This is a genomic window from Massilia aerilata (assembly GCF_042656905.1).
GTDB classification, from domain to species: domain Bacteria; phylum Pseudomonadota; class Gammaproteobacteria; order Burkholderiales; family Burkholderiaceae_D; genus Telluria; species Telluria aerilata.
Genome location: NZ_JBHSMZ010000008.1, coordinates 197022 through 210072 on the forward strand (window position 1 = coordinate 197022; position 13051 = coordinate 210072).

At 64.8% G+C, this 13051-nt stretch carries 13 protein-coding genes; all 13 read left to right on the forward strand.

Annotated elements, in window-relative coordinates:
• Positions 1 to 70: 70 nt before the first annotated feature.
• The 13 genes from pheA (at position 71) to cysM (ending at position 12999) form a co-directional block, all read left to right on the forward strand.
• The gene (gene pheA / locus ACFPO9_RS13535) at positions 71 to 1141 is read left to right on the forward strand and encodes a prephenate dehydratase (RefSeq protein ID WP_379771593.1); all 1071 of its coding nucleotides are present in this window, start codon (positions 71 to 73) and stop codon (positions 1139 to 1141) included.
• A 31-nt stretch (positions 1142 to 1172) separates the two neighbouring features.
• On the forward strand, positions 1173 to 2276 hold the full coding sequence (gene hisC, locus ACFPO9_RS13540; protein ID WP_379771594.1) for a histidinol-phosphate transaminase: 1104 nt from the start codon (positions 1173 to 1175) through the stop codon (positions 2274 to 2276).
• Positions 2277 to 3182, forward strand: coding sequence for a prephenate dehydrogenase (locus ACFPO9_RS13545; RefSeq protein ID WP_379771595.1), 906 nt, complete (start codon positions 2277 to 2279; stop codon positions 3180 to 3182).
• Entirely contained in the window at positions 3179 to 4510 is a 1332-nt protein-coding gene (aroA, locus tag ACFPO9_RS13550; RefSeq protein WP_379771596.1) for a 3-phosphoshikimate 1-carboxyvinyltransferase, read from the forward strand. The genes ACFPO9_RS13545 and aroA overlap by 4 nt, the downstream gene beginning before the upstream one ends.
• A 4-nt stretch (positions 4511 to 4514) precedes the next feature.
• Entirely contained in the window at positions 4515 to 5177 is a 663-nt protein-coding gene (gene cmk / locus ACFPO9_RS13555) for a (d)CMP kinase (protein ID WP_379771598.1), read from the forward strand.
• An 88-nt stretch (positions 5178 to 5265) separates the two neighbouring features.
• Positions 5266 to 6972 (forward strand): 30S ribosomal protein S1, encoded by a 1707-nt coding sequence (gene rpsA, locus ACFPO9_RS13560; protein ID WP_379771599.1) that lies wholly within the window; start codon positions 5266 to 5268, stop codon positions 6970 to 6972.
• Between the two features lie 18 nt (positions 6973 to 6990).
• Positions 6991 to 7296: an integration host factor subunit beta gene (locus ACFPO9_RS13565; RefSeq protein ID WP_072787195.1), complete on the forward strand. Its 306-nt coding sequence runs from the start codon at positions 6991 to 6993 to the stop codon at positions 7294 to 7296.
• A 216-nt stretch (positions 7297 to 7512) separates the two neighbouring features.
• Positions 7513 to 7815: a LapA family protein gene (locus ACFPO9_RS13570; protein WP_230027580.1), complete on the forward strand. Its 303-nt coding sequence runs from the start codon at positions 7513 to 7515 to the stop codon at positions 7813 to 7815.
• Positions 7816 to 7843: 28 nt separating this feature from the next.
• Positions 7844 to 9019, forward strand: a complete 1176-nt coding sequence (lapB, locus tag ACFPO9_RS13575) for a lipopolysaccharide assembly protein LapB (RefSeq protein ID WP_230027581.1) — start codon at positions 7844 to 7846, stop codon at positions 9017 to 9019.
• 12 nt (positions 9020 to 9031) lie between these two features.
• Positions 9032 to 10399 carry a UDP-glucose dehydrogenase family protein gene (locus ACFPO9_RS13580; RefSeq protein WP_379771600.1) on the forward strand — a complete coding sequence of 456 codons (1368 nt, stop codon included), beginning with the start codon at positions 9032 to 9034 and terminating at the stop codon, positions 10397 to 10399.
• A gap of 8 nt (positions 10400 to 10407) precedes the next feature.
• Positions 10408 to 11406, forward strand: coding sequence for a D-glycero-beta-D-manno-heptose-7-phosphate kinase (gene rfaE1, locus ACFPO9_RS13585; protein WP_379771602.1), 999 nt, complete (start codon positions 10408 to 10410; stop codon positions 11404 to 11406).
• Positions 11407 to 11522: 116 nt separating this feature from the next.
• Positions 11523 to 11894: a ComEA family DNA-binding protein gene (locus ACFPO9_RS13590; protein WP_379771603.1), complete on the forward strand. Its 372-nt coding sequence runs from the start codon at positions 11523 to 11525 to the stop codon at positions 11892 to 11894.
• Positions 11895 to 12096: 202 nt separating this feature from the next.
• Positions 12097 to 12999, forward strand: coding sequence for a cysteine synthase CysM (gene cysM, locus ACFPO9_RS13595; RefSeq protein ID WP_379771604.1), 903 nt, complete (start codon positions 12097 to 12099; stop codon positions 12997 to 12999).
• Positions 13000 to 13051 lie beyond the last annotated feature (52 nt).

The following is a 13051-nucleotide window of genomic DNA, read 5'->3' on the forward strand; positions in this document are numbered from 1 at the left end:
CGACTGCTCGACGAACTTGGGTTCCCGCCTGCGCGGGAACGACGGCTTAACTCATCATCATGAGCAAACAATGACAGACAAACTACAACCCCTGCGCGAACAGATCGACGCCATCGACGCGCAAATCCTCGAGCTCCTCAGCCGCCGCGGCAAGGTGGCCCAGGAAGTCGGCCACGTGAAGGCCGAGACCAACGCCCCGGTGTTCCGCCCCGAGCGTGAAGCCCAGGTGCTGCGCAAGGTCGCCGACAACAACCCCGGCCCGCTGAAGGACCAGGACGTGCAGACCATCTTCCGCGAGATCATGTCGTCCTGCCGCGCGCTGGAAAAGCGCGTGACGGTCGCCTATCTCGGCCCTACCGGCACCTTCAGCGAGCAGGCCGTGTTCCAGCATTTCGGCAGCGCCGTCGAAGGCTTGCCCTGCGTGTCGATCGATGAGGTGTTCCGCGCCACCGAAGCCGGCACCGCCGATTACGGCGTGGTTCCGGTCGAGAACTCATCGGAGGGCGCGATCAACCGCACCCTCGACCTGCTGCTCGGCACCACCGCCATCATCGGCGGCGAAGTCTCGATCCCGGTCCACCACAGCCTCATGACCCGCACCGGCAGCATGGATGGCGTGACGGTCGTGTGCGCGCATTCGCAGGCGCTGGCGCAGTGCCAGGCCTGGCTCAACCTGCACCACCCGAACATCGAGCGCCGCGCCGTCGCCTCGAACGCGGAAGCCGCCGTGCTGGCCAGCCAGGACCCGCGCATCGCCGCGATCGCCAGCGAGATGGCGGGCGAGCAGTACAAGCTGGGCGTGGTCCAGGCCCACATCCAGGACGATCCGCACAACCGCACCCGCTTCGCCGTGATCGGCCGCCAGGCCGCCGGCCCGTCCGGCACCGACCGCACCTCGCTGGTGCTGGCCGTGCCGAACACCGCCGGCGCGGTCTACAAGCTGCTGGCCCCGCTGGCCGTGCACGGCGTGTCGATGACGCGCTTCGAATCGCGCCCGGCCCGCATCGGCACCTGGGAGTACTACTTCTACGTCGACGTCGAAGGCCACCAGCAGGATGTGGCGGTCAGGCGCGCGCTCGACGAGCTGAAGGCCAACGCCGCCTTCTTCAAAATTTTGGGTTCGTATCCAGTCGGCCTGTAATCCATTCTTCAATTAGTCATCGAGAGTCCCCATGTCGCAATTCGGTCCAGAATACGTCCGCGCCATCGCCCCCTACCAGGCAGGCAAACCCATCTCCGAAGTCGCCCGCGAGTTCGGTCTTGATGAAGCCAATATCGTCAAGCTGGCTTCCAACGAAAACCCCTTCGGCGTGCCCGAATCGGCAAAACAGGCGATGGCGCAGGCAGCCGCGGAACTGGGCCGCTACCCGGACGCCAACGGCTTCGAGCTGAAGGCCGCGCTGGCCAGGCGCTACGACGTGCCGGCCGACTGGATCACCCTCGGCAACGGCTCCAACGACATCCTCGAGATCGCCGCCCATGCCTTCGTGCAGAAGGGCCAGTCCGTGGTCTACGCGCAGTACGCCTTTGCCGTGTACGCGCTGGCGACGCAGGGCGTGGGCGCGCGCGGCATCGTGGTGCCTGCAAAGGATTACGGTCATGACCTCGATGCGATGGCGGCGGCGATCGACGCGGACACCAAGCTGGTCTTCATCGCCAATCCGAACAACCCGACCGGCACCTTCATCGCGGCCGCCGAGATCGAGGCCTTCCTGGCCAAGGTGCCGTCGAACGTCGTGGTCGTGCTGGACGAGGCCTACAACGAATACCTGGAGCAGAAGGACCAGTTCGAATCGACCCAGTGGGTGCGCAAGTTCCCCAACCTGATCGTCTCGCGCACCTTCTCGAAGGCCTATGGCCTGGCCGGCCTGCGCGTCGGCTTCGCGATCGCCCAGCCGGCGGTCACGGACCTGATGAACCGCATCCGCCAGCCTTTCAACGTGAATTCGCTGGCCCAGGCGGCCGCCATCGCCGCCCTGAACGACAAGGACTTCCTGCAGAAGGGCTTCGAGAACAACCGCGCCGGCTACGCCCAGCTGACCGCCGCCTTCGATGAACTGAAGCTGGAGTACGTGCCTTCGCACGGCAACTTCGTGCTGGTGAAGGTCGGCGACGACGAAGGCGCCGGCGCGCGCGTCAACCTGGCGCTGCTGAAGCAGGGTGTGATCGTGCGTCCGGTCGGCGCCTATGGCCTGCCGCAGTGGCTGCGCATTTCCATCGGCCTGCCGGAAGAGAATGCGCGTTTCGTCGAAGCCCTCAAGCAGGCGCTGGCCTGAATGTTCGATAAAGTCGTCATCGTCGGCGTCGGCCTGATCGGCGGCTCCTTCGCGCTGGGACTGAAGGCGGCCGGCGCGGTCAAGACCGTTGTCGGTCTCGAGCGCTCGGGCGAAGCCCTGGCGCGGGCGCTCCAGCTGGGCATCGTCGACCAGGCCTACACCACGCCCGAGCAGGCGCTGCGCGGCGCGGATCTGGTCATGATCGCGGCGCCGGTGGCGCAGACCCCGGCCATCCTGGCCGGGCTGCTGCCCTGGCTGGAGCCGCACACCATCGTCACCGACGCCGGCAGCACCAAGTCGGACGTGGTCGCCAATGCCCGCGCCGTGCTGCAGGAGCGCATAGCCCAGTTCGTGCCCGGCCATCCGATCGCGGGACGCGAATCGAACGGTCCGGACGCCGCCATCCCCGACCTCTACCGCGGCAAAAAAGCCGTGCTGACGCCGCTCCCGGAAAATCCGCAGGCTGCAGTCGACAAGGTTGCCGCCGCCTGGCGCCAATGCGGCGCCATCATCCACGTCCTCTCGCCGGGCGAGCACGACAAGGTGTTCGCCGCCGTCAGCCATCTGCCGCACCTGCTGGCCTATGCGCTGGTCGACGATATCGCCAACAAGGCGCATGCCGATTTACTTTTCCAGTATGCGGCCAGCGGCTTCCGCGACTTCACGCGCATTGCCGGCTCATCGCCCGAAATGTGGCGCGACATCAGCCTCGCCAACCGCGACGCGCTGCTCGGTGAGCTGGATGCCTATCTGGCACAATTACAGGGCCTGCGCGCCTGCCTTGCGGACGCCGACGGCCCCGGGCTCGAGGCCGTCTACGGCAACGCCCAGCGTGCCCGGCGCGCATGGATCGATGCGATCGAGGCCGCCGAAAAACCGCCAGCCCAGGAATCAGGAACAGAATGAGTCAAGCCAAACACTACCCCGAACACCTCGATCTCGAGCCCGTGATGCATGTCGAAGGCACGGTGCGCCTGCCCGGTTCGAAGAGCATCTCCAACCGCACGCTGCTGCTGGCGGCGCTGAGCGAGGGCACGACCACCATTCACGACCTGCTGGCCTCGGACGACACCCTGGTCATGCTGGGCGCCCTGCAAAAGCTGGGCATCCGGTGGGACCAGCTCGACGAGCGCACCCACGTCGTGCACGGCGCGGGCGGCGTGCTGCCGATTCATGAGGCCGACCTCTTCATGGGCAATGCCGGCACCGCGATCCGCCCGCTGACAGCAAGCCTGGCCGTGATCGGCGGCGACTACACGCTGCATGGCGTGCAGCGCATGCACGAGCGCCCGATCGGCGACCTGGTCGACGCCCTGAACGCGGTCGGCGCCCAGATCGAGTACACCGGCAACGCAGGCTATCCGCCGCTGCGCATCCGCCGCGGCCACATCCATGCGAACCGCATGTCGGTGCGCGGCAACGTGTCGAGCCAGTTCCTGACCGCGCTGCTGATGTCCGCGCCGCTGATGGCGAAAGACCATCCGGTGACCATCGCGGTCGAGGGCGAGCTGATTTCGAAGCCGTACATCGAGATCACCCTGAACCTGATGCGCCGCTTCGGCGTGACGGTGGAGCAGGACGGCTGGAGCAGCTTCACCGTGCAGCCGGGGCAGAAGTACCGCTCGCCGGGCAGCATCCACGTCGAAGGCGACGCTTCCTCGGCTTCCTATTTCCTGGCGGCTGGCGCGATTGCCGGCGGTCCGGTGCGGGTCGAGGGCGTGGGCCGCGACAGCATCCAGGGCGACGTCCGCTTTGCCGACGCGCTGGAGCAGATGGGCGTGAGCATCGTGAAGGGCGATACCTGGATCGAGGCGCGTTCGAACGGCGTGCTGAAGGCCATCGACGCCGACTTCAACCACATCCCGGACGCCGCCATGACCATCGCCGTGGCCGCGCTCTACGCCGACGGCACCAGCACGCTGCGCAACATCGCCAGCTGGCGCGTGAAGGAAACCGACCGCCTGGCGGCCATGGCGACGGAACTGCGCAAGGTCGGCGCCATCGTGGAGGAGGGCGAGGACTACCTGCGCGTGACCCCGCCCGAGGCGCTGCAGCCGGCCACCATCGACACCTACGACGACCACCGGATGGCGATGTGCTTCTCGCTGGCCTCGCTGGACGGCAAGGCGCGCCGCGGCAACGCCATGCGCATCAACGACCCGAAATGCGTGGCCAAGACTTTCCCGGATTATTTCGAAACGTTTGCCGGGATCGCCAAGAACGATTTATTCTGAACACATGCCACATTCAAATATCCCCGTCATTACGATCGACGGCCCGACCGCGTCCGGCAAGGGCACGGTGGCCCACCGCGTGGCCGACCACCTCGGCTTCCACCTGCTCGATTCCGGCGCCCTGTACCGCCTGACCGCGCTGTCGGCCTTGCGCCGCGGCACCGACATGAAGGACGAGCACGCCCTCGCCAAGGTGGCCGAGCACCTGACGGTCCGCTTCAACGGCGGCCACATCTACCTCGGGACCGAGGAGGTCGGCAACGCCATCCGCGCCGAGGAAGTCGGCAACACGGCCTCGAAGATCGCGGCCCTGCCGGCGGTGCGCCAGGCCCTGTTCGGGCTGCAGCTGGGCTTCCGCGAGACCCCCGGCCTGGTGGCCGACGGCCGCGACATGGGCACCGTAATCTTTCCTGGCGCGAAGTGCAAAGTGTTCCTGACCGCAAGTGTTGAGGCACGTGCGCAACGCCGGTATAAGCAATTGATTGACAAAGGATTTTCTGCTAATATGGACGATCTGCTGGAAGATTTGCAGTCCCGCGATGCGCGCGATACCCAGCGCGCCGTGGCGCCGCTGGTTCCGGCAGAGGGTGCGCATATCCTCGATACCTCGGAAATGACCGTTGACGAAGCGGTCGCCAAAGTACTCGGCTGGTACGCGCACAGCTAGTGGTGCCTGGGGCTCGCCCCGGGTGTGTTTCAACCTGACCCAGTTCAGAAGGCACCCGCCATTCTGCTGGCTAACCTTTAAAAATCTCATGGCTACTGCAGCAAATCAAGATACCGGTATGGAAAGCTTCGCAGCACTCTTCGAAGAGTCGCTGTCGCGTCAAGACATGCGTTCGGGCGAAGTCATCTCGGCCGAAGTCGTGCGTCTGGATCACAACTTCGTGATCGTCAACGCAGGCCTGAAGTCGGAAGCTTTCATCCCGGTCGAAGAATTCAAGAATGACCAGGGCGAACTGGAAGTCCAGATTGGCGACTTCGTTTCCGTGGCCATCGAATCGCTGGAAAACGGTTTCGGCGATACCATCCTGTCGCGCGACAAGGCCAAGCGCCTGGCATCGTGGCTGGCTCTGGAAAAAGCAATGGAGTCGGGCGAGATCGTCACCGGCACCGTGAATGGCAAAGTCAAGGGCGGCCTGACCGTCCTGACCAACGGCATCCGCGCATTCCTGCCGGGTTCGCTGGTCGACACCCGTCCGGTCAAGGACACCACCCCGTTCGAAGGCAAGACCCTCGAATTCAAGGTCATCAAGCTGGACCGCAAGCGTAACAACGTCGTGCTGTCGCGTCGCGCCGTCATCGAAGCATCGATGGGCGAAGAGCGTGCGAAGCTGATGGAAACCCTGAAAGAAGGCACCGTGGTCACCGGCGTCGTCAAGAACATCACCGACTACGGTGCGTTCGTCGACCTGGGCGGCATCGACGGCCTGCTGCACATCACCGACCTGGCATGGCGTCGTGTGCGTCACCCGTCGGAAGTCCTGACCGTCGGCCAGGAAATCACCGCCAAGGTCCTGAAGTACGATCAGGAAAAGAACCGCGTCTCGCTGGGCGTGAAGCAGCTGGGCGACGATCCGTGGACCGGTCTGTCGCGTCGCTACCCGCAAGGCACCCGTCTGTTCGGCAAGGTCACCAACCTGACCGACTACGGCGCGTTCGTGGAAGTCGAGCAGGGCATCGAAGGCCTGGTGCACGTCTCGGAAATGGACTGGACCAACAAGAACGTGGCCCCGAACAAGGTTGTCCAGCTGGGCGACGAAGTCGAAGTCATGGTCCTGGAAATCGACGAAGAGCGTCGCCGTATCTCGCTGGGCATGAAGCAGTGCAAGGCGAATCCGTGGGACGACTTCGGCATGACCCACAAGAAGGGCGACAAGGTCAAGGGTTCGATCAAGTCGATCACCGACTTCGGCGTGTTCATCGGCCTGCCGGGCAACATCGACGGCCTGGTGCACCTGTCGGACCTGTCCTGGACCGAAGCCGGCGAAGAAGCCGTGCGTCGCTTCAAGAAGGGCGACGAGCTGGAAGCCGTGGTTCTGGCAATCGACGTCGAGCGCGAGCGTGTCTCGCTGGGCGTGAAGCAGCTGGAAGGCGACCCGTTCAACAACTTCGCTTCGCTGAACGACAAGGGCACCCTGGTCACCGGCACCGTGAAATCGGTTGAGCCGAAAGGCGCCGTGATCGCGCTGAACGAAGAAGTCGAAGGCTACCTGCGCGCTTCGGAAATCTCGCGTGACCGCGTGGAAGACGCCGGCACCCACCTGAAAGTGGGCGACAAGGTCGAAGCCCTGGTCATCAACGTCGACCGCAAGGCTCGCAGCATCCAGCTGTCGATCAAGGCGAAAGACAATGCCGACACCCATGAAGCCATGCAGAAGCTGGCTTCGGACAACAGCGCTGCTTCCGGCACCACCTCGCTGGGCGCACTGCTGAAGGCCAAGTTCGACAACAAAGGTTAATAACCTGGATACGCGCAGATGACCAAGTCCGAGCTGATCAACCGCCTGGCCGAGCGTTACTCTCAGCTGGTGGCAAAAGATGCGGAATACGCCGTCAAGACCATTCTGGATGCGATGACCAACGCTTTGTCGACTGGCCAGCGCATCGAGATCCGCGGTTTCGGCAGCTTCGCGCTGAACAGCCGGCCGCCCCGCATCGGACGCAATCCGAAGTCCGGCGACAAGGTGATGGTGCCCGAAAAGCGGGTTCCCCACTTCAAGCCGGGCAAGCAGTTGCGCGAACGGGTCGACGCGATGGTCGGGCAACCGATCATCGAAGACTGAGTCGTCTGCCGTCGAGCGGACAGAAACGGCGTCCTTTACGGGATGCCGTTTTTTTTCGCTTAAACGTCGTCCCCGCGAAGGCGGGGACCCAAGTTCGTGGCAAATAGCAAAACTTGGGCTCCCGCCTTCGCGGGAGCGACGTAGCTGTGTTTTGAAAACTCATCCCAAATATGCGACACTTCGCCTTTGACGTGTTTCCTGACAGGACCTAATGAGATGAAGATTGTTTCCGCCATCCTCGGATGCATCCTGTTCGTCCTCTTTTTCGGCTTCGCCCTCAAGAACACCGACCAGGTGGACCTGCATTTCTTCCTGGGCTATGAGCTGCGCGGTCCCCTGGTGCTGATGCTGCTGGCTTTCTTCATTGCCGGCGCCTTCCTCGGCATTCTCGCGGTCACGCCGACCGTGTTCCGCCACCGCCGCGAAAGCTCCCAGCACAAGAACACCATCCAGGCCCTGCAGAGCGCCGCCGGCACCGCCGCCAGCGCCCCGCAACCCGACAGCGTCACGCCGCGCTGAACTGTCGTCACAACAAAAAAAGAATCACATGGAATTTGAAATCTGGTGGTTGCTCGGCATCCCCGTCTTTTTTGCCCTCGGCTGGATCGCCGCCCGCGTCGACATCAAGCAGCTGGTTTCCGAATCGCGCAGCCTGCCGCGCGGTTACTTCAAGGGCCTGAACTTCCTCCTCAACGAGCAGCCGGACAAGGCGATCGACGCCTTCATCGAGATCGTCAAGCTCGACCCGGAAACCGCCGAGATGCACTTCGCGCTGGGTAACCTGTTCCGCCGCCGCGGCGAGACCGAGCGCGCCATCCGCGTCCACCAGAACCTCCTCTCGCGTCCCGACCTGCCGATCGAGCAGCAGGTGCATGCCCAGTACGAACTCGGCATGGACTACCTGAAAGCCGGCCTGCTCGACCGCGCCGAGGAAACCTTCAACCTGCTGGTCGACACCCAGTACGGCGTGCAGGCCCGCAGAGCTCTGTTGGAAATCTTCCAGCGCGAAAAGGAATGGCGCCGCGCGATCGCCGCCGCCGAGGGCCTGCAGGAATCCGGCGCCGGCGCCCAGCACAAGGAGATCGCCCAGTTCTATTGCGAGCTGGCCCAGGACGCGCTGGTCCACATGCAGCCGGCCGACGCCATGCAGTTACTGGACAAGGCGCTGCAGGCCGACCGCAAGAGCGTGCGCGCGACCATGCTGTACGGCGACGCCCAGACCGCCCAGGGCGACATCGAAGGCGCACTGAAGACCTGGCGCCGCGTCGAGCAGCAAAGCGTGCCGCACGTGGCCCTGGTGGCCGCACGCCTGATGGACGGCTACCGCAAGGTCGGCCGGCCGCAGGAAGGCGTCAACCTGTTGCGCTCCTACCTGTCGGAGGCGTCGTCCATTGATCTGATCGAGGTGGTGTTCAAGGCCGTCATCGAACTGAACGGCGTGGACGCTGCCAAACAGCTGGTGGTGGAAGAATTGCGCCGTAATCCGACCCTGCTTGGCCTGGACAAATTGCTCGAAGCGCGGCTCATGGACGCGCCGGCAAACGTCTGGGAAGAACTCTCGATGGTGAAGAACCTCGTCCACGGCTATACGCAAAAGCTCGCGCGCTACCAGTGCAGCCACTGCGGTTTCAAGGCCCGCCAGTACTATTGGCAGTGCCCCGGTTGCAGCAAGTGGGAGACCTACCCGCCGCGCCGCACCGAAGAACTGAATGTGATGAACTAAGGTCCTGAAAAGATGAAAATTACGATTATCGGCACCGGCTACGTCGGTCTCGTCACCGGCGCCTGTCTCGCGGAGCTAGGCAACGATGTGTTCTGCCTCGACGTCGACCAGCGCAAGATCGACATGCTCAACGAAGGCGGTATCCCGATCCACGAACCCGGCCTGGAAGAAGTCGTCGCGCGCAACCGCGCCGCCGGCCGCCTGCGTTTCTCGACCGATGTCGCCGCCAGCGTGGCCCACGGCCAGCTGCAGTTCATCGCCGTCGGCACCCCGCCCGACGAAGACGGCTCGGCCGACCTGCAGTACGTGCTGGCCGCCGCCCGCAACATCGGCCGCCACATGGACGGCTTCAAGGTCGTGGTCGACAAGTCGACCGTGCCGGTGGGCACCGCCGACCGCGTTTCCGCAGCCATCAAGGAAGAGCTGGCGGCACGCGGCGCCCAGACCGAGTTCACCGTGGTCTCGAACCCGGAATTTCTGAAAGAGGGCGCCGCCGTCGAGGACTTCATGCGTCCCGACCGCATCGTCATCGGCCACGACAGCTCGGCCAACGGCCAGCGCGCGCGCGAGCTCATGAAGCTGCTGTACGCGCCGTTCAACCGCAACCACGAACGCAGCTTCTGGATGGACGTGCGCTCGGCCGAGTTCACGAAATACGCCGCCAACGCCATGCTGGCGACCCGTATCTCCTTCATGAACGAACTGGCCAACCTGGCCGATAAAGTGGGCGCCGACATCGAGGCGGTCCGCCACGGCATCGGCTCGGACCCGCGCATCGGCCACAGCTTCCTGTACGCCGGCGCCGGCTACGGCGGTTCCTGCTTCCCGAAGGACGTGCAGGCGATCGAGCGCACCGCGCGCCAGTATGGCCAGGACCTGCTGATCCTGAGCGCGGTGGAAGCCGTCAACGAGCGCCAGAAGCACGTGCTGGGCCGCAAGGTCGTGGCGCGCTTCGGCGAAGACCTGGCCGGCAAGCGTTTCGCGGTCTGGGGCCTGGCCTTCAAGCCGAACACCGACGACATGCGCGAAGCGCCGTCGCGCGTGCTGCTGCAGGAGCTGATCGCGCGCGGCGCCAGCGTCGCCGTGTACGACCCGGTGGCGATGCCGGAAGCGCGGCGCGTGCTGGAGCTCGACCTCGGCGCGGACAAGCTGTCCCGCATCGAGTTCAAGGATGCGCCGATGGAAGCACTGGATGGCGCCGAGGCGCTGGTCATCGTCACCGAATGGAAGGCCTTCCGCAGCCCCGACTTCGAGCAGCTCAAGGCGAGGCTGAAGCAGCCGGTGGTCATCGACGGCCGCAACCTGTACGAGCCGGCGCAGATGACCGGGCTGGGCATCGAGTACCACGGCATCGGCCGCTCGGTCCTGACCAGCAAGTGAGGGAAATCATGGCCAAGGACATTCCCAGCCGCCTGCTGCCCACCGACAGCTACCGGCAAGCCGAAGCGCCGGACCTGGACGCCGTCCGCCTGCTGGTGGTCGGCGACGTCATGCTCGACCGCTACTGGTTCGGCGACGTCTCGCGCATCTCGCCGGAAGCCCCGGTGCCTGTGGTGCGCATCGAGAAACGCGAAGCCCGCCTCGGCGGCGCCGCCAACGTGGCGCGCAACGCCGCCGCCCTCGGCGCCCAGTGCGGCCTGCTGGGCGTGGTCGGCAACGACGAAGCCGGCGACGAGGTCGAGCAGATCCTGCGCGAATCCAGCATCGCCACCTACCTGAAGCGCGACGAGCAGATCTCCACCATCGTCAAGCTGCGCGTGATCGGGCGCCAGCAGCAGATGGTGCGCATCGACTTCGAAGAGGCGCCCAGCGAGACCACGCTGCGCGACAAGCTGACCCAGTTCAAGGCCGTGCTGCCGGATTACGATGTCATCATCTTTTCCGACTACAACAAGGGCAGCCTGGTGAACGTGGCCGAGATGATCCGCATGGCGCGCGACGCCGGCAAGACCGTGATGGTCGACCCGAAGGGCGACGATTTCTCGCCCTATGCCGGCGCGACCATGCTGACCCCGAACAAGTCGGAACTCAAGCGCATCGTCGGCAGCTGGAAGACCGAAGAGCAGCTGACGCAAAAGGCCCAGGACCTGCGCGAGGAGCTCGGCCTGACCGCGCTGCTGCTGACCCGTTCGGAAGAGGGGATGAGCCTGTACACGGCCGATGAGGTCCTGCACGTGCAGGCCGACGCACGCGAAGTGTTCGACGTCTCCGGCGCCGGCGACACCGTGATCGCGACCATGGCCGCGATGCTGGGCGCAGGCAGCCCGCTGGACGAAGCGCTGGCCACCGCCAACCGCGCCGGCGGCATCGTGGTCGGCAAGCTGGGCACCGCCACCGTCACCCGCGACGAACTGTTCGCGCATCGCCGCCGCAGCGACGGCTCTTGAGTTCCGCGGCGTTGATTGAGCGCTCACAAGCGCCTGTGTCAACGCCCGGCGATCTAATCCGTTAGAGAATCCGGGCGGCGCCTGCCGTCCGCTTTCCAACCAACGGAGAAAACCAGATGATCAAGAAACTGTTCCTTGCAATCGCCGTGCTCGCGGCGTCGGTGAACATGGCGTTCGCCCAGGTCGACGTCAACAAGGCCGATGCCGCGGCACTGGACTCGGTGAAGGGCGTCGGCCCGAGCATGTCGAAGACCATCCTCGACGAACGCGCGAAGGGCGAGTTCAAGGACTGGGCGGACTTCCAGAAACGCGTCAAGGGCGTGGGCGACAAGCGCGCCGCCAAGCTGTCGGAAGCCGGCCTGCAGGTGAACGGCAAGTCGAAGGACGGCGCGCCGATGGCGAAGCCGGAAGACAAGGCTGCGGCCAAGCCGGCCAAGGCATCCAAGTCGGCTGCGAAGCCTGAGGCTGCCGGCAAGGCAGCCAGCTAAAACGTAGGGTGGGTTCCCCGAGCCCACGCGGGCGCTCGCGACACGCCGGCGTCCTCGTGGGCACGCCTTTCAGTCCCCCGGACTGAAAGGCCCCACCCTACGTCTTGCCGTGAATCATGCTCTCTGCAGCCGGCCCCATACGCCGCTGTTGATCTCGGATTAGAATGGCGTTTTGAGATCGCAAGAAAGCAGACGCACACCCATGGCATACAAGACCATCCAGGACACGATCGGCAACACCCCGCTGGTGCAGCTGGTCCGCATTCCCGGCGCTGAGGCCGCGGCCCGCAACAACGTCATTCTCGGCAAGCTCGAAGGCAACAACCCGGCAGGTTCGGTCAAGGACCGCGCCGCCATCTCCATGCTGAGCCGCGCCGAGGAGCGCGGCCAGATCAAGCCGGGCGATACCCTGATCGAGGCCACCAGCGGCAACACCGGCATCGCGCTGGCCATGGCGGCCGCGATCAAGGGCTACAAGATGCTGCTGCTGATGCCGGACAACCTGTCGATCGAACGCCGCCAGAGCATGGCGGCCTACGGCGCCCAGATCATCCTGACCCCGAAGACCGGCGGCATGGAGTATGCGCGCGACCTCGCCGAATCGATGCAGAAGGACGGCAAGGGCATCATCCTCGACCAGTTCGCCAACCAGGACAATCCGCGCGCCCACTACGAGACTACCGGCCCGGAAATCTGGCGCGATACCGAAGGCCGCATCACCCACTTCGTCAGCGCCATGGGCACCACCGGCACCATCATGGGCGTGTCGCACTACCTGAAGGAAAAGAACGAGGCGATCCGCATCGTCGGCGCCCAGCCGGAAGAGGGTTCTTCGATCCCCGGTATCCGCAAATGGCCGGAAGCCTATCTGCCGAAGATCTTCGACAAGGCGCGCGTCGACCAGGTCGAGAACGTGACGCAGGCTGCTGCGGAACAGATGGCGCGCCGGCTGGCGGCCGAGGAGGGGATCTTCTGCGGTATTTCCGCGGCCGGTGCCTGCGAAATCGCCTTGCGCATTTCGCAGACCGTGGAGAATGCGACGATCGTGTTCGTCGTCTGCGACCGCGGCGATCGTTATCTGTCGACGGGTGTGTTCCCCGCCTGATTCTGCTGGACTGGCTCTTGATGCCCGGCGCGGGGTTTTGGCGCTGGGTGTC